Raw genomic sequence first — 25,897 nt, 5'->3', positions numbered from 1 at the left:
CCAGCCACCGACATCCGTCGGCGGACGGCCGAAGCCGCCCGCCGCAGCGGAGGATCACCTTCCGGGGGCGCCACTTGCGTACGCCCCCGTACCAACCCCTAGTCGGCCCGCGCCTGTTGACGCACCCTCTCGGCCACCTGAGGCGGCATCGGCTCGTGCCGGGCGTACGCGCGGTCGAAGCGGGCCGTGCCGTGCGAGAGGGACCGCAGATCGACCGCGTACCGGCCGATCTCGATCTCGGGCACCTCGGCCCGCACCAGCGTGCGGCCGCCGGGCGTCTGCTCGGTGCCCAGCACCCGGCCGCGCCGCCCCGACAGGTCGCTCATCACGGCGCCCACGTAGTCGTCGCCGACCAGCACGGTCACCTCGGCCACCGGCTCCAGGAGGTGGATCCGCGCCTCGCCCGCGGCCTCCCGCAGCGCGAGCGCGCCGGCCGTCTGGAACGCGGCGTCGGAGGAGTCCACCGAGTGCGCCTTGCCGTCGAGCAGCGTGATCCGCACGTCGACCAGCGGATGCCCGGACGCCAGCCCCTTGGCCGCCTGGGCCCGTACGCCCTTCTCGACGGACGGGATGAACTGGCGCGGCACCGCGCCGCCGACGACCTTGTCCACGAACTCGATGCCCGAACCGCCGGGCAGCGGCGCCACCTCGATCTCGCAGATCGCGAACTGCCCGTGCCCGCCGGACTGCTTCACATGCCGGCCCCGGCCGGCCGCCGGCTCCGCGAACGTCTCCCGCAGGGACACCTTGTGGGGGACGACGTCGACCTGGACGCCGTAGCGGGAGCGCAGCCGCTCCAGGGCGACGTCCGCGTGGGCCTCGCCCAGGCACCACAGGACCACCTGGTGGGTGTGCTGGTTCTGCTCCAGGCGCATCGTGGGGTCCTCGGCGACCAGCCGGGACAGACCCTGCGAGAGCTTGTCCTCGTCGGCCTTGCTGTGCGCCTGGATGGCCAGCGGCAGCAGTGGGTCCGGCATGCGCCAGGGCTCCATCAGCAGGGGGTCGTCCTTGGCGGAGAGCGTGTCGCCGGTCTCCGCGCGGCCGAGCTTCGCCACGCACGCCAGGTCACCCGCGATGCAGTGCGTCAGGGCCCGCTGCTGCTTGCCGAAGGGCGCGGACAGCGCGCCGACGCGCTCGTCCACATCGTGGTCCTCGTGTCCGCGGTCGGCCAGGCCGTGTCCGGAGACATGGACGGTCTGGTCGGGGCGCAGGGTGCCGGAGAAGACCCGGACCAGGGAGACCCGGCCCACGTAGGGGTCGGAGGAGGTCTTGACGACCTCCGCGACCAGCGGCCCGTCCGGGTCGCAACGGTTCAGCTCGCGGGCCTTCCCGCCGACCGTGGTCACCTCGGGTGCCTCGCGCTCCAGGGGCGTCGGGAAGCCCCGGGTGACGAGTTCCAGCAGCTCGACCGTGCCGATGCCCTCCCGGGCGCCGTCGGCCGCCGGCGCGGCCGCGAGGACGGGGAAGAACGCGCCGCGCGCGACCGCCCGCTCCAGATCCTCGATCAGCGTCTTGACGTCGACCTGCTCGCCGCCGAGATAGCGGTCCATGAGGGTCTCGTCCTCGCTCTCCGCGATGATCCCCTCGATCAGCCGGTTGCGGGCCTCCTCCAGGGCCGGCAGCTGCTCCTCGCCCGGCTCCGACTCCTCACGGCTGCCGGTGGAGTAGTCGAACAGCTTCCGCGACAGCAGCCCGGTCAGACCGGTCACGGGCGCGTGCCCGTCGGGCGCCTGCGGGCCGTGCAGCGGCAGGTACAGCGGGAGGACCGCGTCCGGATCGTCGCCGCCGAACGCCTCCGCGCAGATCTGGGTCATCTCCTCGAAGGAGGCGCGCGCCGACTCCAGGTGCGTGACGACGATCGCGCGCGGCATGCCGACCGCCGCGCACTCCTCCCACACCATGCGGGTCGAGCCGTCCACGCCGTCCGACGCCGAGACGACGAAGAGGGCCGCGTCCGCCGCTCGCAGACCGGCCCTGAGTTCCCCGACGAAGTCGGCGTATCCGGGGGTGTCCAGAAGGTTGACCTTGATGCCGTCCCAGTCGACCGGCACCAGGGAGAGCTGGACCGAGCGTTGCTGCCGGTGCTCGATCTCGTCGTAGTCGGAGACGGTGCCGCCGTCCTCCACGCGGCCCGCCCGGTTCACCGCTCCCGCCGTCAGCGCGAGAGCCTCCACCAACGTGGTCTTGCCCGATCCGGAGTGGCCGACCAGCACCACATTCCGTACGGACGCGGGATGGTCGGCCGCCGTAGCCCTGCCGGCGGCTCCGGGGTGTGTGTTCGCCTTGTCGCCCATTTCCTTGCCTCCCGTGCACGGTGAGGTCATTGGGGGCGCGGGCACGGCGGCCCCGCGTGCGATGGCGGCTCCGGCGACGCCCGCGGTCCTTCGAGCTTTCCACTCCCGTCACCCCGCGTCCATACGACGGACGCGACGGCACCTCGCGGCCCTGGTGGGAGCCGTGCGCGACCCGGCCGTGACCTGGATGCCGCGCGGCCGTGACACGTGCTCCGGGTGCCCGCCCGTCGCACACACGCGCGCGTGACTACGATGGGCCAGCCGGTGGCCAGCAGGGCCGCACGGCCACACCGACCCTCGGGAAGGCCATGCTGAACAAGTACGCGCGTGCATTCTTCACGCGTGTCCTCACGCCGTTCGCCGCATTTCTGATCAGGCGGGGGGTCAGCCCCGACACGGTCACGTTGATCGGCACCGCCGGTGTGGTCGCGGGAGCGCTGGTCTTCTACCCCCAGGGCGAGTTCTTCTGGGGCACGATCGTGATCACGCTGTTCGTGTTCTCCGACCTGGTCGACGGCAACATGGCCCGCCAGCTGGGGCGCTCCAGCCGCTGGGGTGCCTTCCTGGACTCCACGCTCGACCGGGTCGCCGACGGCGCGATCTTCGGCGGCTTCGCCCTCTGGTACGCCGGGGGCGGCGACGACATCGCCCTGTGCGCCGTGTCGATCTTCTGCCTGGCCAGCGGTCAGGTGGTGTCGTACACCAAGGCGCGCGGCGAGTCGATCGGTCTGCCGGTCGCCGTCAACGGTCTCGTGGAGCGGGCCGAGCGCCTGGTGATCTCGCTGGTCGCGGCCGGGCTCGCCGGGCTGCACGCGTTCGGTGTGCCCGGTATCCAGTACCTGCTGCCGGTCGCCCTGTGGATCGTCGCCGTCGGCAGCCTGGTCACCCTGATCCAGCGGGTCGTCACGGTCCGGCGAGAGTCGGCCGAGGCCGAGGCGGAGGCGGAGGCGGAGGCCGACGCGGCCGGCCAGGAGAACGCCTCCCAGGGGAGTGAGGCGGCGAAGTGAGCGCCCGGGACCGCCTGACCGACGCGCTGTACGGTGTCGGCTGGAGCACCGTCAAGAAGCTCCCGGAGCCCGCCGCCGTACGCCTCGGCCGGTCCGTCGCCGACCTCGCCTGGAAACAGCGCGGCAAGGGCGTGCAGCGGCTGGAGAGCAACTACGCGCGCGTGGTGCCGGGCGCGAGCCCCGAGCGGCTGGCCGAGCTCTCGCGCGCGGGCATGCGGTCCTACCTGCGGTACTGGATGGAGTCGTTCCGGCTGCCCGCCTGGAGCGAGGAGCGGATCAGGACGGGCTTCGAGCCCAAGGACGTCCACCACCTGACCGACGGCATCGCCTCCGACCGGGGCGTCGTGCTCGCGCTGCCCCACATGGCGAACTGGGACCTGGCCGGCGCCTGGGTCACCACCAAACTGAAGACGCCGTTCACCACGGTCGCCGAACGCCTCAGGCCCGAGACGCTGTACGACCGGTTCGTCGCCTACCGGGAGGGCCTCGGCATGGAGGTCCTGCCGCACAGCGGCGGCAGCGCCTTCGGCACCCTCGCCCGGCGGCTGCGCGACGGCGGACTGGTCTGTCTGGTCGCCGAGCGCGACCTGTCCGCCTCGGGCGTCGAGGTGACGTTCTTCGGCGACACGGCGACCATGCCCGCGGGCCCGGCCCTGCTCGCCCAGCAGACCGGCGCCCTCCTGCTCCCCGTCACGCTCTGGTACGACGACTCGCCCGTCATGAAGGGCCGCGTCCATCCCCCGATCGAGGTACCCGAGTCAGGTACCCGGGCCGAGAGGACGTCTGTCATGACACAGGCACTGGCGGACGCCTTCGCCTCGGGCATCGCCGACCATCCGGAGGACTGGCACATGCTTCAGCGGTTGTGGCTCTCGGACCTCGATCCCACCAAGAGGCCTTCGTGAGGATCGGCATCGTCTGCCCGTACTCCTGGGACGTGCCGGGCGGCGTCCAGTTCCACATCCGCGACCTCGCCGAGTACTTCATCCGGCTCGGCCACGAGGTGTCCGTCCTCGCCCCCGCGGACGACGACACCCCGCTGCCGCCCTACGTCGTCTCGGCCGGCCGCGCGGTGCCGGTGCCGTACAACGGCTCGGTGGCCCGGCTGAACTTCGGCTTCCTGAGCGCCGCGCGCGTGCGGCGCTGGCTGCACGACGGCGCGTTCGACGTCATCCACATCCACGAGCCGACCTCGCCCTCCCTCGGCCTGCTGACCTGCTGGGCCGCGCAGGGTCCCATCGTGGCCACCTTCCACACGTCCAACCCGCGCTCGCGCGCGATGATCGCCGCGTACTCGATCCTCCAGGCCGCCCTGGAGAAGATCAGCGCGCGGATCGCCGTGAGCGAGTACGCCCGCCGCACCCTGGTCGAACACCTCGGCGGGGACGCGGTCGTCATCCCCAACGGTGTCGACGTCGACTTCTTCGCCGAGGCCGAGCCCAAGGCGGAGTGGCAGGGCGAGACGCTCGGCTTCGTCGGCCGTATCGACGAGCCCCGCAAGGGCCTTCCGGTGCTGATGAAGGCCCTGCCGAGGATCTTCGCCGAGCGGCCGGACGCCCGGCTGCTGGTCGCCGGGCGCGGCGACGCGGAGGAGGCGGTGGCCGGCCTGCCGAAGGAACTGCACGCGCGCGTGGAGTTCCTCGGCATGGTCAGCGACGAGGACAAGGCCCGCTTCCTGCGCAGCGTCGACCTGTACGTCGCCCCCAACACCGGCGGCGAGAGCTTCGGCATCATCCTCGTCGAGGCCATGTCGGCGGGGGCGCCGGTGCTCGCCTCCGACCTCGACGCCTTCGCCCAGGTCCTCGACCAGGGCGCGGCGGGCGAACTCTTCGCCAACGAGGACGCGGACGCCCTGGCCGAGGCGGCGGTGCGGCTGCTGGGAGACCCCGGGCGCCGGGCCGAACTGCGCGCGCGGGGCAGTGCTCACGTGCGGCGCTTCGACTGGTCGACCGTCGGCGCGGACATCCTCTCGGTCTACGAGACCGTCACGGACGGCACGACGGCGGTGGCGGCGGACGAGCGGACCGGCGGCAGCGGGCTGCGGGCGCGGCTGGGCCTGGCCCGGGACTGACCCCCGGCCGGCGACGCACCGCGCCCCGATAGCCTTCGCCCGTGACCGCAACCCTCATCTGGACCCTCGTCGTCCTCGTCGCGATCGGCCTCTACCTGAGCTGGACGGCGGGACGGCTGGACCGGCTGCACGCCCGGATCGACGCCGCCCGCGCCGCGCTGGACGCGCAACTGCTGCGCCGGGCGTCCGTGGCCCAGGAACTGGCCACCTCGGGCGTGCTCGACCCGGCCGCCTCGATCGTGCTGTACGAGGCCGCGCACGGTGCCCGGCAGGCCGAGGAGGAGCAGCGGGAGGTCGCCGAGAGCGAGCTGAGCCAGGCGCTGCGGGCGGTCTTCGCGGACGCGCAGCAGGTGGAGGCGGTCCGCGAGGCGCCCGGGGGAGAGACCGCCGCCCGTGAACTGACGGAGGCCGTGCGCCGCGTCCCGATGGCCCGCCGCTTCCACAACGACGCCGTCGGAGGGGCCCGCAGGCTGCGCGAGCACCGCAAGGTCCGCTGGTTCCGGCTGGCCGGCCACGCGCCCTTCCCGATGGCCTTCGAGATGGACGACGAACCCCCGGCGGCCCTGGTCGACCGTGCGGCCTGAGCCCGCCTTCAGCAGGGCCCGAGGCCGTGGACCGCGGGGCCCGAGGCCGCCGGCCGCGTGGCCCGGGAGCGCCGGCCGCGAGGCCTGAGCCCGCCGGCCGCGTGGCCCCGGACCAGGCACGATGGCGGCCGGGACCGGCTCCGCGAGGCCACCGTCCGGCCGAAAACGATCCACCGGCTCCTCATTGGCCCTTGCTGTGGACTGGTCCGCTCGCGTTTCCTCGGTGTTCGCATCAACCGTCTTTCACTTCAGTGAGGTCAACCCGTGTCCAGCTTCGAGAACCAGGCCCCCGAGACCGGCACCGCCCGCGTGAAGCGCGGCATGGCCGAGCAGCTCAAGGGCGGCGTGATCATGGACGTGGTCAACGCCGAGCAGGCGAAGATCGCCGAGGACGCCGGCGCCGTCGCCGTCATGGCCCTGGAGCGGGTCCCGGCCGACATCCGCAAGGACGGCGGTGTGGCCCGGATGTCCGACCCGGACATGATCGAGGGCATCATCGAGGCCGTCTCGATCCCGGTCATGGCCAAGTCCCGCATCGGCCACTTCGTCGAGGCCCAGGTGCTCCAGTCCCTCGGCGTCGACTACATCGACGAGTCCGAGGTCCTCACCCCGGCCGACGAGGTCAACCACTCGGACAAGTTCGCCTTCACCACGCCGTTCGTCTGCGGTGCCACCAACCTGGGCGAGGCCCTGCGCCGCATCGCCGAGGGCGCGGCCATGATCCGCTCCAAGGGCGAGGCCGGCACGGGCAACGTCGTCGAGGCCGTCCGCCACCTGCGCCAGATCAAGAACGAGATCGCCCGCCTGCGCGGCTACGACAACAACGAGCTGTACGCTGCCGCCAAGGACCTGCGCGCCCCGTACGAGCTGGTCAAGGAGGTCGCCGAACTCGGCAAGCTCCCCGTCGTGCTGTTCTCCGCCGGTGGTGTCGCGACCCCGGCCGACGCCGCGCTCATGCGCCAGCTCGGCGCCGAGGGCGTCTTCGTCGGCTCCGGCATCTTCAAGTCCGGCGACCCGGCCAAGCGCGCCGCCGCCATCGTGAAGGCCACCACCTTCTACGACGACCCGAAGATCATCGCGGACGCGTCCCGCAACCTGGGCGAGGCCATGGTCGGCATCAACTGCGACACCCTCCCCGAGGCCGAGCGCTACGCCAACCGCGGCTGGTAGTCACCCATGAGCACACCCGTCATAGGAGTCCTGGCCCTCCAGGGCGACGTACGGGAGCACCTCATCGCCCTGGCCGCGGCGGACGCCGTGGCCAGGCCGGTGCGGCGCCCCGAGGAACTCGCCGAGGTGGACGGCCTGGTCATCCCCGGCGGCGAGTCCACGACCATCTCCAAGCTGGCCGTCCTGTTCGGCGTGATGGAACCCCTGCGCGCACGCGTGCGTGCCGGGATGCCCGTCTACGGCACCTGCGCCGGCCTGATCATGCTCGCCGACAAGATCCTCGACCCGCGCTCGGGCCAGGAGACCCTCGGCGGCATCGACATGATCGTGCGCCGTAACGCCTTCGGACGACAGAACGAGTCCTTCGAGGCGGCGGTCGACGTCCGGGGAGTCCCGGGCGACCCGGTGGAGGGCGTCTTCATCCGCGCCCCCTGGGTGGAGTCCGTGGGCGCCGCGGCCGAGGTGCTCGCCGAGCACGAGGGCCACATCGTCGCCGTCCGCCAGGGCAACGCGCTGGCCACGTCGTTCCACCCCGAGCTGACCGGCGACCACCGCGTGCACTCCCTGTTCGTCGACATGGTGCGCGCGAACCGGGCGGCAGAGTCCTTGTAGGATCTCTGGGGTTCGTATATCGATGGGTTACGCGAAGGAGACAGGCAGATGTCCGGCCACTCTAAATGGGCTACGACGAAGCACAAGAAGGCCGTGATCGACGCCAAGCGCGGCAAGCTCTTCGCGAAGCTCATCAAGAACATCGAGGTCGCGGCCCGGATGGGCGGCGTCGACATCGAGGGCAACCCCACCCTCTACGACGCCATCCAGAAGGCCAAGAAGCAGTCCGTCCCGAACAAGAACATCGACTCCGCGGTCAAGCGCGGCGGTGGTCTCGAGGCCGGTGGCGCCGACTACGAGACGATCATGTACGAGGGCTACGGCCCGAACGGTGTCGCGGTGCTCATCGAGTGCCTGACCGACAACCGCAACCGTGCCGCCTCCGACGTCCGTGTCGCCATGACCCGCAACGGCGGCAACATGGCCGACCCGGGCTCGGTGTCGTACCTGTTCAACCGCAAGGGCGTCATCATCGTCCCCAAGGGCGAGCTGACCGAGGACGACGTCCTGGGTGCCGTCCTGGACGCGGGTGCCGAGGAGGTCAACGACCTGGGCGAGTCCTTCGAGGTGCTCAGCGAGGCCACCGACCTGGTCGCGGTCCGCACCGCCCTCCAGGAGGCCGGGATCGACTACGACTCCGCCGAGGCCAACTTCGTCCCGACCATGCAGGTCGAACTGGACGAGGAGGGCGCCAAGAAGATCTTCAAGCTGATCGACGCACTCGAGGACAGCGACGACGTGCAGAACGTCTTCGCCAACTTCGACGTGAGCGACGAGGTCATGGAGAAGGTCGACGCGTAAGCGCCGCATCGAGCCGCACGGGCTGAACGGGCCGACGGGACACACCCGTCGGCCCGTCGCCTTGTCGGCCGTTGTCAGTGGCACCCGATAGCCTGCACAAACTGGCGATCGAACGGGAGCGGGAGGGAGGGCGCGCGTGCGCGTACTCGGGGTGGACCCCGGACTGACGCGGTGCGGTGTCGGCGTCGTCGAGGGGGTCGCGGGCCGGCCGCTCACCATGCTCGGCGTGGGCGTCGTCCGCACACCGGCCGACGCCGAACTGGGCCTGCGCCTGGTCGCCGTCGAGCAGGGCATCGAGCGGTGGCTCGACGAGTACCGGCCCGAATTCGTCGCCGTGGAGCGGGTGTTCAGCCAGCACAACGTCCGCACCGTGATGGGCACCGCCCAGGCCAGTGCCGTCGCCATGCTCTGCGCCGCCCGGCGCGGCATCCCCGTCGCCCTGCACACGCCCAGCGAGGTCAAGGCCGCCGTCACCGGCAGTGGCCGCGCCGACAAGGCCCAGGTCGGCGCCATGGTCACCCGTCTGCTGAGGCTCGACGCGCCACCCAGGCCGGCCGACGCGGCCGACGCCCTCGCCCTCGCCATCTGCCACATCTGGCGCGCCCCCGCGCAGAACCGGTTGCAGCAGGCCGTCGCCCTGCACGCGGCCAAAGCACCGACGACATCGAAAGGCCGTACGGCATGATCGCCTTCGTGAGCGGACCGGTCGCCGCCCTCGCCCCCGACTCCGCGGTGGTCGAGGTGGGCGGCATCGGCATCGCCGTCCAGTGCACGCCCAACACCCTGTCCGGGCTGCGCATGGGCCGGCAGACGAAACTGGCCACCTCCCTCGTCGTCCGTGAGGACTCCCTCACGCTCTACGGCTTCGTGGACGACGACGAGCGCCAGGTCTTCGAACTGCTCCAGACCGCGAGCGGTGTCGGCCCCCGCCTGGCCCAGGCCATGCTCGCCGTGCACACCCCGGACGCCCTGCGCCGCGCGGTGTCCACCGGTGACGAGAAGGCGCTCATCGCCGTCCCCGGCATCGGCAAGAGGGGCGCCCAGAAACTGCTGCTGGAGCTGAAGGGCCGGCTCGGCGAGCCGGTCGGCGCGCCCGGCATCGGCGCCCCGGTCACCCACGGCTGGCGCGACCAGTTGCACGCCGCCCTGATCGGCCTCGGCTACGCCACCCGCGAGGCCGACGAGGCCGTGGCCGCCGTGACCCCGCAGGCCGAGGCCGCCGAGGGCACCCCGCAGGTCGGCCACCTCCTCAAGGCCGCCCTCCAGACGCTCAACCGCGCTCGCTGACCCGCGCCCGCCGACCCCACCACCTCTGAGGCACATCAATGAACTGGGACGACACCACCGACGCCGACTCCGCCGAGGAGCGGCTGGTGGGCTCGGTCGCCGACCGCGAGGACCAGGCCGTCGAGGCGGCCCTGCGCCCCAAGGACCTGGGCGAGTTCATCGGCCAGGAGAAGGTCCGCGAGCAGCTCGACCTCGTGCTGCGCGCCGCCCGCGCGCGCGGCGCCACCGCCGACCACGTGCTGCTCTCCGGCGCCCCCGGCCTCGGCAAGACCACCCTCTCGATGATCATCGCCGCCGAGATGGGCGCCCCCATCCGGATCACCTCGGGACCCGCCATCCAGCACGCCGGCGACCTCGCCGCGATCCTCTCCTCCCTCCAGGAGGGCGAGGTCCTCTTCCTCGACGAGATCCACCGCATGTCGCGGCCGGCCGAGGAGATGCTCTACATGGCGATGGAGGACTTCCGCGTCGACGTCATCGTCGGCAAGGGCCCCGGCGCCACCGCCATCCCCCTCGAACTGCCCCCGTTCACCCTGGTCGGCGCCACCACGCGCGCGGGTCTGCTGCCGCCCCCGCTGCGCGACCGCTTCGGCTTCACCGCGCACATGGAGTTCTACGAGCCCGCGGAACTCCAGCGGGTGATCCACCGCTCCGCGCACCTCCTCGACGTCGAGATCGACACCGCCGGCGCCGCCGAGATCGCCGGCCGCTCCCGTGGCACCCCCCGGATCGCCAACCGTCTGCTGCGCCGCGTCCGCGACTACGCGCAGGTCAAGGCCGACGGCGTGATCACCCGGGACATCGCCGAGGCGGCCCTCGCCGTCTACGAGGTCGACGCCCGCGGCCTGGACCGGCTCGACCGCGCGGTCCTGGAGGCCCTGCTCAAGCTGTTCGGCGGCGGGCCGGTCGGCCTGTCCACCCTCGCCGTCGCGGTGGGGGAGGAGCGCGAGACCGTCGAGGAGGTCGCCGAGCCCTTCCTCGTCCGTGAGGGCCTGCTCGCCCGCACCCCGCGCGGCCGCGTCGCGACCCCGGCCGCCTGGGCGCACCTCGGTCTCACCCCGCCGCGCACCGCCGCCGGGGGAAGCGCACAGCAGGACCTGTTCGGGACATAACAGAAGGGGTGGCCGGGGGCCGCCGGGCGCCGGCCAAGACACGGCCGGGTCACAGACGGCCCATCGGCGTGCCACGGGCCGGCCATCGGCAGATCATCGGCGGGGGCATTGGCGAGGCCAGGAACCCAGGTGCCATGCTGAGCGTTGTTCCATGCACGCGGACTCGCTTAGACTCCGCCGATGCCGCTCTTGTCGGCAGCGCACATACCCCCATCCATCAGGCCGCTCACCATCGCGGTCGTCTGAAGGAAGTACCGACCCGTGAGTCTCGTGACCCTCCTCCCGTTCATCGTGCTCATCGGGGCCATGTTCCTGATGACCCGGTCGGCCAAGAAGAAGCAGCAGCAGGCGGCCGACATGCGGAACCAATTGCAGCCCGGCAGCGGCGTCCGCACCATCGGGGGCATGTACGCAACGGTCAAGGAGGTCAGTGACGACACGGTCCTCCTCGACGCCGGCCCGGGCGTGGATCTGCTCTTCGCCAAGAACTCCATCGGTGCCGTCCTGACCGACGACGAGTACAACCGCATCGTCCACGGCATCGAGCACGACCTGAAGTCCGACTCCGACGTCGTCCCGGACGACGCCTCCTCCCTCACCGACTCCGCCGACGCCGACGACTCCGCCGACGAAGCTGCCGCCTCCGACGACAAGTCCGTCGACCTCGGCAAGAAGGACGGGCCCGACGAGGCCCAGGAGAAGGACGCCGAGTCCGAGGCCCCGCAGGCCGAGGCCGACGAGGAGCCGAAGAAGACCGACGGCGACTCCGACGCGAAGAAGTAGCCACGCCCCCGGGGCCCACGGATCACACCCGTGCGCCCCGGGCGTGCGCATCTCGCCGGAGATCCCGACTACATGTCATGGCCGCTGCAACGCTGACCCGGCGTGAGGCGGCCCGAGAGGGAGTACGAGAAGGTGGCAGCACCTAAGAAGGGCCGGAGCGCGAGCGCCCAGAGCAAGCCAGGGCGCTCGCTGGCCTTGATCCTGATCGCCATCGTGGGGCTCACCGCAGGCATGTTCGCCTCCGGGAACACCACCCCGCGTCTGGGCATCGACCTTGCCGGCGGTACCAGCATCACGCTGGAGGCGAAGGCCGACCAGGGGTCGGCGATCAACAAGGCCAACATGGACACCGCGGTCGAGATCATGAACCGCCGTGTCAACGGCCTGGGCGTCTCCGAGGCGGAGGTGCAGACCCAGGGCGACCGCAACATCATCGTGAACATCCCCAAGGGCACGAACTCCGAGGAAGCCCGGGAGCAGGTCGGCACCACCGCCAAGCTGTACTTCCGTCCGGTCCTGGCGCAGGAGGCCACCGGCTCCGCCGTCGCCACCCCCTCGCCCAGCGCGTCCGCCAGCGGCTCCTCCAGCGCCTCGCCGAGCGCTTCCCCGAGCGCCACCGGGTCCACCGACGAGAAGGCGACCTCCTCGTCCAGCCCGTCGGCCTCCGCCACCTCGCAGGGCCGTGCCGTCACCGACGCGCTGAAGGACGACGCCACCCCGTCGGCCTCCGCCAGTGACACCGCCAAGGCCTCCGCCACCCCGTCCGCCTCCGCGAGCGGCGGCGCCGTCACTGCCGACGACGCCCAGCTCCAGGCGAAGTACGCGGCTCTGGACTGCTCCAAGGAGTCCGTCCGCGCCAAGGCCGGGGACGGCGTGAAGCCGGGCGACGCGACCGTCGCCTGCGGTGAGGTCGACAAGGTCTGGTACAAGTACCTGCTCGGCCCGGCCGCCGTCGACGGCACCGAGGTCGACAAGGCCCAGGCGGTCTACGACACGCAGACCGCCGCCGGCTGGCAGGTCACGATGGACTTCAACAAGAGCGGCGCCAAGAAGTTCGCCGACGTGACGGCCAAGCTCGCGCAGAACACCCAGCCGCAGAACGAGTTCGGCATCGTGCTCGACGGCGAGGTCGTCTCCAGCCCGTACGTGAGCAGCTCCATCACCGGCGGCCAGGCCCAGATCTCCGGCAGCTTCACGCAGGAAGAGGCCCAGAACCTCTCCAACATGCTGTCGTACGGCGCGCTCCCGCTCTCCTTCAAGGAGCAGAGCGTGACCACGGTCACGGCGGCCCTCGGCGGTGACCAGCTGCACGCCGGTCTGCTGGCCGGTGCCATCGGCCTCGCGCTGGTCGTGATCTACCTGGTGGCCTACTACCGCGGCCTGGCGCTCATCGCGCTCGCCTCGCTGCTGGTCTCCGGTGCCCTCACCTACGTCCTCATGGCGCTGCTCGGCCCGGCCATCGGCTTCGCGCTGAACCTGCCCGCCGTCTGCGGGGCCATCGTCGCCATCGGCATCACAGCGGACTCGTTCATCGTGTACTTCGAACGCGTCCGCGACGAGATCCGCGAGGGCCGCACCCTGCGTCCCGCCGTCGAGCGGGCCTGGCCGCGCGCCCGGCGCACCATCCTGGTCTCCGACTTCGTGTCGTTCCTCGCCGCCGCGGTGCTCTTCATCGTCACGGTCGGCAAGGTCCAGGGCTTCGCGTTCACGCTCGGCCTGACCACCGTCCTGGACGTGGTCGTGGTCTTCTTCTTCACCAAGCCGCTGATGACGCTCATCGCTCGGCGGAAGTTCTTCGCGAACGGCCACAAGTGGTCCGGCCTCGACCCGAAGAGCCTGGGTGCCCAGCCGCCGCTGCGCCGCACCCGCCGTCCCGGTGGTCCCGCCGCCGGCCCCGTCGAGACGAAGGAGGCCTGAGCGATGTCGAAACTCGGTAACCTCGGCGCCCGGCTGCACCGCGGCGAGATCAGCTACGACTTCATCGGTCACCGCAAGCTCTGGTACAGCATCTCGATCCTGATCACCATCACGGCGATCGTCGGCCTGGCGGTGCGCGGCCTGAACATGGGCATCGACTTCCAGGGCGGCGCCGTCTTCACCACCGAGAAGACCAGCGTCTCGGTCTCCCAGGCCGAGGAGTACGCCAAGAACGCCTCCGGCCACGACGCGGTCGTGCAGAAGCTGGGCAACGGCACGCTGCGCATCCAGATCGCGGGCATGGACACCCAGCAGTCCGACGAGATCAAGAGCGAGCTCGCCAAGGACTTCAAGGTCGACTCGGAGTCGATCGCCGCCGACCTGGTCGGTCCCAGCTGGGGCGACCAGATCGCCAACAAGGCCTGGCAGGGCCTGGCGATCTTCATGGTGCTGGTCGTGATCTATCTGGCGATCGCCTTCGAATGGCGCATGGCCATCGCGGCGCTCGTCGCCCTGATCCACGACATCACCATCACGGTCGGCATCTACGCCCTCGTCGGCTTCGAGGTCACGCCCGGCACCGTGATCGGTCTGCTGACCATCCTCGGTTACTCGCTCTACGACACGGTCGTCGTCTTCGACTCCCTCAAGGAACAGACGAAGGACCTCACCAAGCAGACCCGCTTCACCTACAGCGAGATCGCCAACCGTTCGATCAACGGCACCCTGGTCCGTTCGATCAACACCACGGTCGTCGCGCTGCTGCCGGTGGCGGGCCTGCTGTTCATCGGTGGCGGCTTCCTCGGCGCCGGCACGCTCAACGACATCTCGCTGTCGCTGTTCGTCGGCCTCGCGGCCGGTGCCTACTCGTCGATCTTCATCGCCACGCCGCTCGTCGCCGACCTCAAGGAGCGCGAGCCGCAGATCAAGGCCCTGCGCAAGCGGGTCCTGGCCAAGCGCGCCCAGGCCGCCTCCGACGAGGACCACCCGGTCGCCCGCAGGCTCGACGACGACTCCGAGGACGCCGCTCCGGCCGTCGTCGGACCGCGCGACCAGGGCGCGCCGCGCAGCCGTCGCCGGCCGTCGGGGAAGCGCCGATGACCGACCTCACGACGCTGCTGCTCAGCCGCATCCGTGATGTGGCCGACCACCCGGAGCCGGGCGTGATGTTCAAGGACATCACCCCGCTCCTGGCGGACCCGGCGGCGTTCACCGCGCTGACCGACGCCTTCGCGGAGATGGCCGGGCGCACCGGCGCCACCAAGATCGTCGGCCTGGAGGCCCGGGGATTCATCCTCGGCGCCCCCGTCGCCGTCCGCGCCGGCCTCGGCTTCATTCCCGTACGCAAGGCGGGCAAGCTCCCCGGAGCCACCCTCAGCCAGTCGTACGACCTGGAGTACGGCTCGGCCGAGATCGAGGTGCACGCGGAGGACCTCTCCGCGGACGACCGCGTCCTGGTGGTCGACGACGTACTGGCCACCGGCGGCACCGCCGAGGCGTCGATCCAGCTCATCCACCGTGCGGGCGCCGAGGTCGCGGGCGTCGCCGTACTGATGGAGCTGAGCTTCCTCGACGGCCGCCCCCGCCTGGAGGCGGCGCTGGACGGAGCACCGCTGGAGGCGCTGCTCACGGTCTGAGAACCGTCGTACGCCCAAGGGGGCGGGCCCGGAGGAATCCGGCGCCCGCCCCATGCGTTTCCCCGGTAGACGGCCCTCACATCGGCCTGAAGGCGATCCCTGAGCTCAGGATCGCTACGATGGGTGCTCCGGAGCCTGACCGGGGGACCCGGATCGCGCACGAGGAGTCCTCTTGCCAGACGAGGCCCAGCACCTGACCGCCGCCCAGCCCGAGTCCGCCTCGGAGCCCGCGGTCACGCCCGCGTCGCCCGCGTCGCACGCGCAGAGCGGCAGCCGAGGGGCGGCCGAGCACGACCGGTCCGCGTCCGGCGACAAGCCGGCCGAGCAGCCCCGTCCCAAACCGGCCGCGCCCGAGCGCCCCGCGGCCACACCCGCCGCCCGCCCGGCGTCGGCGCAGCCGTCCGCCCGCTCGGGCTCCTCCAACCGCGTCCGCGCCCGCCTCGCCCGGCTCGGCGTCCAGCGCGCCAATCCCTACAACCCGGTCCTGGAACCGCTGCTGCGGATAGTGCGCAGCAACGACCCCAAGATCGAGACGGCGACCCTGCGCCAGATCGAGAAGGCCTACCAGGTCGCCGAGCGCTGGCACCGGGGCCAGAAGCGCAAGAGCGGCGACCCGTACATCACGCACCCCCTCGCGGTGACCACGATCCTCGCCGAACTCGGTATGGATCCGGCCACCCTCATGGCGGGCCTGCTCCACGACACCGTCGAGGACACCGAGTACGGCCTGGACGACCTGCGCCGCGACTTCGGCGACGTGGTCGCCCTGCTCGTCGACGGCGTCACCAAGCTGGACAAGGTCAAGTTCGGCGAGGCCGCGCAGGCCGAGACCGTGCGCAAGATGGTCGTCGCCATGGCCAAGGACCCGCGCGTCCTGGTCATCAAGCTCGCCGACCGTCTGCACAACATGCGCACCATGCGCTACCTCAAGCGCGAGAAGCAGGAGAAGAAGGCGCGCGAGACCCTGGAGATCTACGCGCCGCTCGCCCATCGCCTGGGCATGAACACCATCAAGTGGGAGCTGGAGGACCTCGCGTTCGCGATCCTCTACCCCAAGATGTACGACGAAATCGTACGGCTGGTGGCCGAGAGGGCACCGAAGCGTGACGAGTATCTGGCCATAGTGACCGACGAGGTCCAGTCCGATCTGCGCGCCGCCCGGATCAAGGCGACGGTCACCGGCCGTCCGAAGCACTACTACAGCGTCTACCAGAAGATGATCGTCCGCGGCCGGGACTTCGCGGAGATCTACGACCTGGTCGGCATCCGCGTCCTGGTGGACACCGTCCGCGACTGCTACGCGGCGCTGGGCACCGTCCACGCCCGCTGGAACCCGGTTCCGGGGCGGTTCAAGGACTACATCGCGATGCCCAAGTTCAACATGTACCAGTCGCTGCACACGACGGTCATCGGACCCAACGGCAAGCCCGTCGAGCTCCAGATCCGCACGTTCGACATGCACCGCCGCGCCGAGTACGGCATCGCCGCGCACTGGAAGTACAAGCAGGAGGCCGTGGCCGGCGCCTCCAAGGTCCGCAGCGACGCGCCCAAGTCGTCCGGCAAGGGCAAGGACGACCACCTCAACGACATGGCGTGGCTGCGCCAGCTCCTGGACTGGCAGAAGGAGACCGAGGACCCCAGCGAGTTCCTGGAGTCCCTGCGCTTCGACCTCTCCCGCAACGAGGTCTTCGTCTTCACCCCGAAGGGTGATGTCATCGCGCTCCCCGCGGGTGCCACTCCCGTGGACTTCGCCTACGCGGTCCACACGGAGGTGGGGCACCGCACCATAGGAGCGCGGGTCAACGGCAGACTCGTACCGCTCGAATCGACGCTGGACAACGGCGACCTGGTGGAGGTCTTCACCTCCAAGGCGACCGGCGCGGGGCCGTCCCGCGACTGGCTGGGCTTCGTCAAGTCGCCCCGGGCCCGCAACAAGATCCGGGCGTGGTTCTCCAAGGAGCGCCGCGACGAGGCGATCGAGCACGGCAAGGACGCCATCGCGCGCGCCATGCGCAAGCAGAACCTGCCGATCCAGCGCATCCTCACCGGCGACTCGCTCGTCACCCTCGCGCACGAGATGCGCTACCCGGACATCTCCTCGCTGTACGCGGCGATCGGCGAGGGCCATGTGGCCGCGCAGAACGTCGTGCAGAAGCTGGTGCAGGCGCTCGGCGGCGAGGAGGCGGCCACTGAGGAGATCGACGAGGCGGTCCCGCCGTCCCGCACCCGCGGCCGCAAGCGGCGCAGCAACCAGGACCCCGGTGTGGTCGTCAAGGGTGTCGACGACGTCTGGGTGAAGCTGGCCCGCTGCTGTACGCCGGTCCCCGGCGACGGGATCATCGGCTTCGTCACCCGCGGTAGTGGCGTATCGGTTCACCGCAGCGACTGCGTCAACGTGGAGTCACTGTCCCGCGAGCCCGAGCGCATCCTCGACGTCGAGTGGGCGCCCACCCAGTCCTCGGTCTTCCTGGTCGCCATCCAGGTCGAGGCACTGGACCGCTCCCGGCTCCTCTCGGACGTCACCCGTGTCCTGTCCGACCAGCACGTCAACATCCTGTCCGCGGCCGTCCAGACCTCCCGCGACCGGGTGGCGACGTCCCGCTTCACCTTCGAGATGGGCGACCCCAAGCACCTGGGCCACGTCCTGAAGGCCGTACGGGGCGTGGAGGGCGTGTACGACGTCTACCGGGTGACATCGGCCCGACGGCCCTAGCAGGGCCCTGACAGGGCTCCAGGAGGCGGCGAGAACGCCGAAGAGGCCCCCGTACGGCAGGTACGGGGGCCTCTTCGCGTCCACGGCGTCAGACGGTGCTCAGCCGCCGAACTCCTGGAGACCCTTCAGGGCCTGGTCCAGCAGGGCCTGGCGGCCCTCCAGCTCGCGCTCCAGCTTGTCGGCGCGGGCGGAGTTGCCCTGGGCGCGGGCCTGCTCGATCTGCGCCCGCAGCTTGTCCACGGCGGCCTGGAGCTGACCGGTGAGGCCCTCGGCACGCGCGCGTGCCTCCGGGTTCGTCCGGCGCCACTCGGCCTCCTCGGCCTCCTGGAGCGCCCGCTCCACGGTGTGCATCCGGCCCTCGACCTTCGGCCGGGCGTCCCGCGGGACATGGCCGATGGCCTCCCAGCGCTCGTTGATCGAGCGGAACGCGGCCCGCGCCGACTTCAGGTCGCCGATCGGCAGGAGCTTCTCGGCCTCCTCGGCCAGCTCCTCCTTGAGCTTGAGGTTCTCCGTCTGCTCCGCGTCCCGCTCGGCGAAGACCGAGCTGCGGGCGGCGAAGAACACGTCCTGGGCGCCGCGGAAGCGGTTCCACAGATCGTCCTCGTGCTCGCGCTGGGCGCGGCCCGCGGCCTTCCAGTCCGCCATCAGCTCGCGGTAGCGCGCGGCCGTCGGACCCCAGTCCGTCGAACCCGACAGCGCCTCGGCCTCCGCGACCAGCCGCTCCTTGGTCCGGCGGGCCTCCTCGCGCTGCGCGTCGAGCTGCGCGAAATGGCCCTTGCGGCGCTTGGAGAACGCCGAGCGCGCGTGCGAGAACCGGTGCCACAGCTCGTCGTCCGACTTGCGGTCCAGCCGCGGCAGGCCCTTCCAGGTGTCCACCAGGGCGCGCAGCCGCTCACCGGCCGCCCGCCACTGGTCGGACTGGGCCAGCTGCTCGGCCTCGACGACCAGGTCCTCCTTGGCCTTGCGGGCCTCGTCGGACTGCTTGGCGCGCTGCTGCCTGCGCTCCTCGCGGCGCGACTCCACGGTCGCCACCAGCTTGTCCAGCCGGACCCGCAGCGCGCTCAGGTCGCCGACCGCGTGATGCGCGTCGACCTGCTCACGGATGTGATCGATGGCGACCTGGGCGTCCTTCGCCGACAGGTCGGTGGTCTGTACTCGCTTCTCGAGGAGGCCGATCTCGACAACCAGGCCCTCGTACTTGCGCTCGAAGTAGGCCAGCGCCTCCTCGGGGGAGCCGGCCTGCCAGGAACCGACGACCTGCTCGCCGTCGGCCGTACGCACGTACACGGTCCCCGTCTCGTCGACGCGGCCCCACGGGTCGCTGCTCACAGCGCCTCCTCCACATGATGCCTGCTGGGGGCTTCAATGCCCTGGGCATCGTCCACAGTTTCGTCACGGCCAACATAGGCGACCGGCGGGGCGCCTGTCCGCATCCAGCACGACCGAAATTCCGCTGCCGGCCGCCTGGACGTCAGGACTTCGTGACCGTCGCCTTGTCGATGACGACCGTCGCGTTGGGGGCACCGTCACCGGCGCCCGTGTTCTCGCCCGCGGCGGCGATCTTCTGAAGGACCTTCATGCCCTCGGCCGACACCGTACCGAACGGTGTGTAGCTGGGCGGGAGCTGACTGTCCTGGTAGACGAGGAAGAACTGGCTGCCGCCGGTGTTCGGCTGCGAGGTGTTGGCCATCGCGACCGTGCCCGCCGGGTAGACGTTGTCCTTGAGGCTCTTGTCCTTCAGATTCTCGTCCGGGATCGTGTAGCCCGGACCGCCGCTGCCGGTGCCCGTCGGGTCGCCGCACTGGAGCACGTAGATGCCGCTGGACGTGAGCCGGTGGCACTTGGTGTGGTCGAAGTAGCCCTCGCCCGCGAGGAAGTCGAACGAGTTGACGGTGTGCGGGGCCGCGGCCGTCTTCAGCGCGATGTCTATGTCACCGCACGTCGTGGCCAGCTTCATCGTGTAGTCGGCCGACTTGTCGATGCTCATCGCCGGCTCCTTCTTCCAGGTCAGTTCCTCGACCTTCCCGGAAGCGGCCTTCTCGCACGGGTCCTTGACGGCGCTGGGCGTGGCGGACGGCGTGGTGTCCGCGCTCGCGTTCGTCTTGTCGTCGTCCTTCATGACGCCCGTCGTGTACAGCGCCAGGCTGCCCACCAGGATCACGCCGAGCACCGACGCGATCACCGAGTTGCGCACGCGCGACTTGCGGCGGGCGGCCGTGCGCCGCTGCTGCTGCCGCAAGAACTTCTCCCGGGCGAGCTGACGCTTCCGCTGTTCCTGGGTGACCACCGGGTTCTCTCCTCGTGCGTCTCGTGCGTCTTGTCCGTCGACTGGGACGCGTGCGTCTCGTGAGCCGACCGCGCGCGTGTGCCCCGTACCGTATATGGGTTCGCTGAGGAAACGGCAGCGCCGGTAGTCTCTGCACCACAGGTGAAGACCGTCGAGGCCTCCTCAGGGGCGTCGACAACCCTCCCGTATCGACACAACGAAGGACGATCGTGCTCATTGCCGGGTTCCCCGCCGGGGCCTGGGGGACGAACTGCTATCTCGTCGCCCCCGCCGCCGGTGAGGAGTGCGTGATCATCGACCCGGGCCACCAGGCGGCCCCCGGAGTCGAGGAAGCGATCAGGAAGCATCGGCTCAAGCCCGTCGCCGTCGTCCTCACCCACGGCCACCTCGATCATGTGGCCTCGGTCGTGCCGGTGTGCGGCGCGCACGACGTACCGGCCTGGATCCACCCCGAGGACCGGTACATGATGAGCGACCCCGAGAAGGCGCTCGGCCGGTCCATCGGGATGCCGCTGATGGGCGAGCTGACCGTGGGGGAGCCGGACGACGTCCGTGAACTGACCGACGGCGCGCGGCTGGACCTCGCCGGACTGGAGTTCTCCGTCGCGCACGCGCCGGGCCATACCAAGGGGTCGGTGACGTTCCGGATGCCCGAGTCGACCGAGATCCCCTCGGTCTTCTTCTCCGGGGACCTGCTCTTCGCCGGCTCCATCGGACGCACCGACCTGCCCGGCGGCGACATGGCCGAGATGCTCGACTCGCTGGCCCGTGTGTGCCTGCCGCTCGACGACTCGACCGTGGTGCTGTCCGGCCACGGCCCCCAGACGACCATCGGCCAGGAGCGCGCCGCCAACCCGTATCTGCGACAGGTGGCGGCCACCGGCCAGGGAGCGGGCCCTACGGCTCCTCCCCGACGAGGAATGTGACGAGAGACCTTCCGTGAGCACCTTCAAGGCCCCCAAGGGCACCTACGACCTTCTGCCGCCCGACTCCGCCACGTACCTCGCCGTCCGCGAGGCGATCGCCGCGCCGCTGCGCAACTCCGGCTACGGCTACGTCGAGACGCCCGGCTTCGAGAGCGTGGAGCTGTTCGCCCGCGGCGTCGGCGAGTCGACGGACATCGTGACGAAGGAGATGTACGCCTTCGAGACCAAGGGCGGCGACCGGCTGGCCCTGCGCCCCGAGGGAACCGCCTCCGTCCTGCGCGCCGCCCTCGAGGCCAACCTGCACAAGGCGGGCAACCTGCCGGTCAAGCTCTGGTACTCGGGCTCGTACTACCGCTACGAGCGCCCCCAGAAGGGCCGTTACCGCCACTTCTCGCAGGTGGGCGCCGAGGCGATCGGCGCCGAGGACCCGGCGCTGGACGCCGAGCTGATCATCCTGGCCGACCAGGCGTACCGCTCGCTCGGCCTCAGGAACTTCCGCATCCTGCTGAACTCGCTGGGCGACCAGGAGTGCCGGCCGGTCTACCGGGCCGCGCTCCAGGACTTCCTGCGCGGCCTGGACCTCGACGAGGACACCCTGCGCCGCGCCGAGATCAACCCGCTCCGCGTTCTGGACGACAAGCGGGAGTCGGTCCAGAAGCAGCTCGGGGACGCGCCGCTGCTGCGCGACTACCTCTGCGACGCCTGCAAGGCGTACCACGAGGAGGTCCGTGAGCTGATCACGGCGGCCGGCGTCGTCTTCGAGGACGACCCGAAGCTGGTCCGCGGCCTCGACTACTACACCCGCACGACCTTCGAGTTCGTCCACGACGGTCTGGGGTCGCAGTCCGCGGTGGGCGGCGGCGGCCGCTACGACGGGCTCTCCGAGATGATCGGCGGACCCGCGCTGCCGTCCGTGGGCTGGGCGCTGGGTGTCGACCGCACGGTGCTCGCGCTGGAGGCGGAGGGCGTCACGCTGGACCTGCCGGCCTCGACCTCCGTCTTCGCGGTGCCGCTCAGCGAGGACGCGCGCCGGCTGCTGTTCGCGAAGATCACGGAGCTGCGCAGGCTCGGGGTCGCGGCGGACTTCTCCTTCGGGGTGAAGGGGCTCAAGAGCGCGATGAAGAGCGCCAACCGCAGCGGGGCGCGGTACGCGCTCATCGCCGGTGAACGCGACCTCGCCGACGGGATCGTCCAGCTCAAGGACATGGAGTCCGGCGAGCAGAGCGCCATCGGCGTGAACGAGATCGTGGCCGAGCTGGAGTCGAGGCTGGGCTGAGGGGGAGGGGCGGCGGGGCTCCGCGCCTCGCCGCCCCCGCCCGCGGGGTCAACTCCGCGGGCGCCGATTCGTCCTGCCGGGCGATCCCTCCGGGCGGGCGAGGCCCGTGCCCGCTCCCGCCCACGCCGATCCCGCAGGTCGCCGACGGTGCGGTCCGGTATCGGGCGGCGGCCGAAGCCGTGCGCCGGGGGAGGACCGGGCGTCCTCCTTATGTCCACCGAACGGTGGACACCCGGCCCGGTGCGGCACAATGGCCCCTGCCCGAAGATGGTCCAACTCTCAAGCGACGGATCGGCGTGATGAGCAAGACGACAGTCAAAGACGTCTCCACGGAGTCCGAGCCCGAGCGTGACCTCGCGCCCGCGCCGGGCACGGCGGGCGGCAGCCGCGCCTTCGCGATCCTGCTGATGATCACCGGCGCGGCCGGTCTGCTCGCCGCGTGGGTCATCACGATCGACAAGTTCAAGCTGCTCGAGGCCAAGGTCGCGGGCACGACCTTCACCCCCGGGTGCAGCCTCAACCCCATCGTCTCCTGCGGCAGCGTGATGGAGTCCAAGCAGGCCGCCGCCTTCGGGTTCCCCAACCCGATGCTCGGCCTCGTCGCCTACGGCATCGTCATCGCCGTCGGCATGAGCCTGCTGGCCCGCGCCCGCTTCCCGCGCTGGTACTGGCTCACCTTCAACGCCGGCACGCTCTTCGGTGTGGCCTTCTGCACCTGGCTGCAGTTCCAGTCGCTGTACCGGATCAACGCCCTGTGCCTGTGGTGCTGCCTCGCCTGGGTCGCCACGATCATCATGTTCTGGTACGTGACCTCCTTCAACGTCCGCAACGGCTTCCTGCCGGCCCCGGGCTGGCTGAAGAGCTTCTTCGGTGAGTTCACCTGGGTCGTGCCCGTGCTGCACATCGGCATCATCGGCATGCTGATCCTGACCCGCTGGTGGGAGTTCTGGACCAGCTGACGGCCCGGACCGGGTTGTCGGTGCGGTGATTTAGGGTTTCAGGGTGGAGCCCGACCTGTTCACCGCCGCAGCCGAAGAACGCCAGGAGAAGGACCCCGCGGGGAGCCCGCTGGCGGTCCGGATGCGCCCGCGCGTCCTCGACGAGGTGGCCGGCCAGCAGCACCTGCTGAAGCCGGGCTCGCCCCTGCGCCGCCTGGTCGGCGAGGGCGCCAAGGGGCCGGCCGGCCCCTCCTCGGTGATCCTCTGGGGGCCGCCCGGCACCGGCAAGACGACGCTGGCGTACGTCGTGTCGAAGGCGACGAACAAGCGGTTCGTGGAACTGTCCGCGATCACCGCCGGCGTCAAGGAGGTCCGCGCGGTCATCGACGGCGCCCGCCGCGCCACCGGGGGCTACGGCAAGGAGACCGTCCTCTTCCTCGACGAGATCCACCGCTTCAGCAAGGCCCAGCAGGACTCCCTCCTCCCCGCCGTCGAGAACCGCTGGGTGACGCTGATCGCGGCCACCACCGAGAACCCGTACTTCTCGGTGATCTCCCCGCTGCTCTCCCGCTCCCTCCTGCTGACCCTCGAACCGCTCACCGACGACGACCTGCGCGGCCTGCTCCGCCGGGCCCTCACCGACGAGCGCGGTCTCAAGGGCGCCGTCACCCTCCCCGAGGACACCGAGGCGCATCTGCTGCGGATCGCCGGGGGTGACGCCCGCCGTGCCCTGACCGCCCTGGAGGCCGCCGCCGGCGCCGCCCTCGACCAGGACGAGAGCGAGATCACCCTCGGGACGCTGGAGCAGACGGTCGACCGCGCGGCCGTGAAGTACGACCGTGACGGCGACCAGCACTACGACGTGGCCAGCGCCCTCATCAAGTCCATCCGCGGCTCCGACGTCGACGCCGCCCTGCACTACCTGGCCCGGATGATCGAGGCCGGCGAGGACCCCCGCTTCATCGCCCGCCGGCTGATGATCTCCGCCAGCGAGGACATCGGCCTGGCCGACCCCCACGCACTGCCCATAGCCGTCGCCGCCGCCCAGGCCGTGGCCATGATCGGCTTCCCCGAGGCCGCCCTCACCCTCAGCCACGCCACCATCGCGCTCGCCCTCGCCCCCAAGTCCAACGCCGCGACCACCGCGGTCGGCGCCGCCCTGGACGACGTACGCAAGGGGCTGGCCGGGCCCGTGCCGGCGCATCTGCGGGACGGGCACTACAAGGGCGCCGCCAAGCTGGGGCACGCGCAGGGGTACGTGTACCCGCACGATCTGCCGGAGGGCATCGCCGAGCAGCAGTACGCGCCGGACGCCATCAAGGACCGCGAGTACTACACCCCCACCCGGCACGGCGCGGAGGCGCGGTACGCGGACGCCGTGGAGTGGACCAGGAAGCACCTCGGTCGAAAGCGGTCCTGAGCACCCTGTAGAATCGCCCGAAGTGCTGTGTCCCGTGCCGTCAGAGCGGGACAGTCAGCCGGAGACCCGGTCCCTCGCGGACCGACTCCAGGAGCGTCGCGCACCGTCGAACGGTGTCGCGGGCAGCCCACCACCACCCGGGATCCCGGGAGCGGTCGGTGGGCCACTCGCGTGCTGCATGTATGTGCCCAGACCAGGGGAGCGGCTGCCCACCAGGGCCCGGAAACGGGAACCGGCGGGTTTCCCCGGCTGCGGATGCGACCTCCCTCAACCCTGACAAGCCGAAACAAGGAAATGAGATAGGACAGTGGCGAACCAGTCCCGCCCCAAGGTCAAGAAGTCGCGTGCCCTCGGCATCGCGCTGACCCCGAAGGCCGTCAAGTACTTCGAGGCCCGCCCCTACCCGCCGGGCGAGCACGGCCGTGGCCGCAAGCAGAACTCGGACTACAAGGTCCGTCTGCTCGAGAAGCAGCGTCTGCGCGCGCAGTACGACGTGTCCGAGCGTCAGCTCGTCCGCGCCTACGAGCGTGCCTCCAAGGTCCAGGGCAAGACCGGTGAGGCCCTGATCATCGAGCTCGAGCGTCGCCTCGACGCGCTGGTCCTGCGTTCGGGCATCGCCCGCACGATCTACCAGGCCCGCCAGATGGTCGTCCACGGCCACATCGAGGTCAACGGCCAGAAGGTCGACAAGCCGTCCTTCCGCGTCAAGCCCGACGACGTCGTGATGGTCCGCGAGCGCAGCCGCGGCAAGACGCTGTTCGAGGTCTCCCGCGCCGGTGGCTTCGCCCCCGACGGCGAGACCCCGCGCTACCTCCAGGTGAACCTCGCCGCCCTGGCCTTCCGCCTGGACCGCGAGCCGAACCGCAAGGAGATCCCGGTGATCTGCGACGAGCAGCTCGTCGTCGAGTACTACGCCCGCTGATCCTGCGGCGGCCGTAGCACACCTGCGTCGGAGCCCGTCGTCCCCTCGCCCCTCGTGGGCGGGCGGGGCGGCGGGTTCCCGCATGTCCGGGGGTGTCCGGGCGGTGCGGTCGGCCTCACCGGTAAATCCGGTTCGGAGCC

Annotated in this window: 23 protein-coding genes; 20 read left to right on the top strand and 3 right to left on the bottom strand. The window is 70.9% G+C overall.

Annotated features, from left to right (window positions below; genetic code table 11):
- Window positions 1-98: 98 nt before the first annotated feature.
- Complete coding sequence (locus tag IE275_RS12220; RefSeq protein WP_189710804.1) at window positions 99-2,294, bottom strand: elongation factor G-like protein EF-G2; 2,196 nt, start codon at window positions 2,292-2,294, stop codon at window positions 99-101.
- A 308-nt stretch (window positions 2,295-2,602) separates the two neighbouring features.
- Here IE275_RS12220 and pgsA point away from each other — a divergent pair, with 308 nt between their 5' ends.
- From pgsA to IE275_RS12145, 15 genes are all read left to right on the top strand, one after another.
- Window positions 2,603-3,301 carry a phosphatidylinositol phosphate synthase gene (gene pgsA, locus IE275_RS12215; protein ID WP_189710802.1) on the top strand — a complete coding sequence of 233 codons (699 nt, stop codon included), beginning with the start codon at window positions 2,603-2,605 and terminating at the stop codon, window positions 3,299-3,301.
- Entirely contained in the window at window positions 3,298-4,206 is a 909-nt protein-coding gene (locus tag IE275_RS12210; protein ID WP_189710800.1) for a phosphatidylinositol mannoside acyltransferase, read from the top strand. Before pgsA ends, IE275_RS12210 begins: the two co-directional genes overlap by 4 nt.
- Entirely contained in the window at window positions 4,203-5,372 is a 1,170-nt protein-coding gene (locus IE275_RS12205; protein WP_189710798.1) for a glycosyltransferase family 4 protein, read from the top strand. Before IE275_RS12210 ends, IE275_RS12205 begins: the two co-directional genes overlap by 4 nt.
- A 41-nt stretch (window positions 5,373-5,413) precedes the next feature.
- Entirely contained in the window at window positions 5,414-5,956 is a 543-nt protein-coding gene (locus IE275_RS12200) for a LemA family protein (RefSeq protein ID WP_189710796.1), read from the top strand.
- Between the two features lie 264 nt (window positions 5,957-6,220).
- Window positions 6,221-7,126 carry a pyridoxal 5'-phosphate synthase lyase subunit PdxS gene (gene pdxS / locus IE275_RS12195; protein ID WP_189710794.1) on the top strand — a complete coding sequence of 302 codons (906 nt, stop codon included), beginning with the start codon at window positions 6,221-6,223 and terminating at the stop codon, window positions 7,124-7,126.
- A gap of 6 nt (window positions 7,127-7,132) precedes the next feature.
- Window positions 7,133-7,738: a pyridoxal 5'-phosphate synthase glutaminase subunit PdxT gene (gene pdxT, locus IE275_RS12190; protein ID WP_189710792.1), complete on the top strand. Its 606-nt coding sequence runs from the start codon at window positions 7,133-7,135 to the stop codon at window positions 7,736-7,738.
- Window positions 7,739-7,786: 48 nt separating this feature from the next.
- Window positions 7,787-8,539, top strand: coding sequence for a YebC/PmpR family DNA-binding transcriptional regulator (locus IE275_RS12185; RefSeq protein ID WP_189710790.1), 753 nt, complete (start codon window positions 7,787-7,789; stop codon window positions 8,537-8,539).
- Between the two features lie 136 nt (window positions 8,540-8,675).
- The gene (ruvC, locus tag IE275_RS12180; RefSeq protein WP_189710788.1) at window positions 8,676-9,224 is read left to right on the top strand and encodes a crossover junction endodeoxyribonuclease RuvC; all 549 of its coding nucleotides are present in this window, start codon (window positions 8,676-8,678) and stop codon (window positions 9,222-9,224) included.
- A complete protein-coding gene (gene ruvA / locus IE275_RS12175) occupies window positions 9,221-9,826 on the top strand; it encodes a Holliday junction branch migration protein RuvA (RefSeq protein ID WP_189710786.1) in 606 nt (201 codons plus the stop codon). The genes ruvC and ruvA overlap by 4 nt, the downstream gene beginning before the upstream one ends.
- A gap of 38 nt (window positions 9,827-9,864) precedes the next feature.
- Window positions 9,865-10,938, top strand: a complete 1,074-nt coding sequence (gene ruvB / locus IE275_RS12170; RefSeq protein ID WP_189710784.1) for a Holliday junction branch migration DNA helicase RuvB — start codon at window positions 9,865-9,867, stop codon at window positions 10,936-10,938.
- A 261-nt stretch (window positions 10,939-11,199) separates the two neighbouring features.
- On the top strand, window positions 11,200-11,721 hold the full coding sequence (gene yajC / locus IE275_RS12165; protein ID WP_189710782.1) for a preprotein translocase subunit YajC: 522 nt from the start codon (window positions 11,200-11,202) through the stop codon (window positions 11,719-11,721).
- Between the two features lie 132 nt (window positions 11,722-11,853).
- On the top strand, window positions 11,854-13,638 hold the full coding sequence (secD, locus tag IE275_RS12160; protein ID WP_189710780.1) for a protein translocase subunit SecD: 1,785 nt from the start codon (window positions 11,854-11,856) through the stop codon (window positions 13,636-13,638).
- Between the two features lie 3 nt (window positions 13,639-13,641).
- On the top strand, window positions 13,642-14,739 hold the full coding sequence (gene secF / locus IE275_RS12155) for a protein translocase subunit SecF (RefSeq protein WP_189710779.1): 1,098 nt from the start codon (window positions 13,642-13,644) through the stop codon (window positions 14,737-14,739).
- On the top strand, window positions 14,736-15,275 hold the full coding sequence (locus IE275_RS12150; RefSeq protein WP_189710777.1) for an adenine phosphoribosyltransferase: 540 nt from the start codon (window positions 14,736-14,738) through the stop codon (window positions 15,273-15,275). The genes secF and IE275_RS12150 overlap by 4 nt, the downstream gene beginning before the upstream one ends.
- A gap of 172 nt (window positions 15,276-15,447) precedes the next feature.
- Window positions 15,448-17,988, top strand: a complete 2,541-nt coding sequence (locus tag IE275_RS12145) for a RelA/SpoT family protein (RefSeq protein WP_189710775.1) — start codon at window positions 15,448-15,450, stop codon at window positions 17,986-17,988.
- A 99-nt stretch (window positions 17,989-18,087) separates the two neighbouring features.
- On the opposite strand, the gene IE275_RS12140 is transcribed toward IE275_RS12145, so the two are convergent.
- Entirely contained in the window at window positions 18,088-19,317 is a 1,230-nt protein-coding gene (locus tag IE275_RS12140; protein WP_189710773.1) for a DUF349 domain-containing protein, read from the bottom strand.
- A 142-nt stretch (window positions 19,318-19,459) separates the two neighbouring features.
- A complete protein-coding gene (locus tag IE275_RS12135) occupies window positions 19,460-20,275 on the bottom strand; it encodes a peptidylprolyl isomerase (RefSeq protein WP_189710771.1) in 816 nt (271 codons plus the stop codon).
- A gap of 209 nt (window positions 20,276-20,484) precedes the next feature.
- Between IE275_RS12135 and IE275_RS12130 the strand changes: the two genes are divergently transcribed.
- From IE275_RS12130 to rpsD, 5 genes are all read left to right on the top strand, one after another.
- The gene (locus IE275_RS12130) at window positions 20,485-21,201 is read left to right on the top strand and encodes an MBL fold metallo-hydrolase (RefSeq protein ID WP_189710769.1); all 717 of its coding nucleotides are present in this window, start codon (window positions 20,485-20,487) and stop codon (window positions 21,199-21,201) included.
- A gap of 13 nt (window positions 21,202-21,214) precedes the next feature.
- Window positions 21,215-22,477, top strand: coding sequence for a histidine--tRNA ligase (gene hisS, locus IE275_RS12125; RefSeq protein WP_189710767.1), 1,263 nt, complete (start codon window positions 21,215-21,217; stop codon window positions 22,475-22,477).
- A gap of 299 nt (window positions 22,478-22,776) precedes the next feature.
- Window positions 22,777-23,436, top strand: coding sequence for a vitamin K epoxide reductase family protein (locus IE275_RS12120; protein WP_189710765.1), 660 nt, complete (start codon window positions 22,777-22,779; stop codon window positions 23,434-23,436).
- A 43-nt stretch (window positions 23,437-23,479) separates the two neighbouring features.
- A complete protein-coding gene (locus IE275_RS12115) occupies window positions 23,480-24,835 on the top strand; it encodes a replication-associated recombination protein A (protein WP_189710763.1) in 1,356 nt (451 codons plus the stop codon).
- A gap of 307 nt (window positions 24,836-25,142) precedes the next feature.
- Window positions 25,143-25,757 (top strand): 30S ribosomal protein S4, encoded by a 615-nt coding sequence (gene rpsD, locus IE275_RS12110; RefSeq protein ID WP_054219518.1) that lies wholly within the window; start codon window positions 25,143-25,145, stop codon window positions 25,755-25,757.
- Window positions 25,758-25,897 lie beyond the last annotated feature (140 nt).

It is taken from the genome of Streptomyces phaeofaciens, assembly GCF_014648915.1.
Classification (GTDB): Bacteria; Actinomycetota; Actinomycetes; order Streptomycetales; family Streptomycetaceae; genus Streptomyces; species Streptomyces phaeofaciens.
Note: the sequence above shows the minus strand (reverse complement) of the source record. Positions and strands in the feature narration are given on the sequence as shown.

Excerpts from the sequence above, each read along its gene's own strand:
- IE275_RS12220 (WP_189710804.1), bottom strand. The coding sequence starts at position 2,294 with ATGGGCGACAAGGCGAACACACACCCCGGAGCCGCCGGCAGGGCTACG.
- pgsA (WP_189710802.1), top strand. The coding sequence starts at position 2,603 with ATGCTGAACAAGTACGCGCGTGCATTCTTCACGCGTGTCCTCACGCCG.
- pdxT (WP_189710792.1), top strand. The coding sequence starts at position 7,133 with ATGAGCACACCCGTCATAGGAGTCCTGGCCCTCCAGGGCGACGTACGG.
- IE275_RS12185 (WP_189710790.1), top strand. The coding sequence starts at position 7,787 with ATGTCCGGCCACTCTAAATGGGCTACGACGAAGCACAAGAAGGCCGTG.
- ruvA (WP_189710786.1), top strand. The coding sequence starts at position 9,221 with ATGATCGCCTTCGTGAGCGGACCGGTCGCCGCCCTCGCCCCCGACTCC.
- ruvB (WP_189710784.1), top strand. The coding sequence starts at position 9,865 with ATGAACTGGGACGACACCACCGACGCCGACTCCGCCGAGGAGCGGCTG.
- secF (WP_189710779.1), top strand. The coding sequence starts at position 13,642 with ATGTCGAAACTCGGTAACCTCGGCGCCCGGCTGCACCGCGGCGAGATC.
- IE275_RS12150 (WP_189710777.1), top strand. The coding sequence starts at position 14,736 with ATGACCGACCTCACGACGCTGCTGCTCAGCCGCATCCGTGATGTGGCC.
- IE275_RS12120 (WP_189710765.1), top strand. The coding sequence starts at position 22,777 with ATGAGCAAGACGACAGTCAAAGACGTCTCCACGGAGTCCGAGCCCGAG.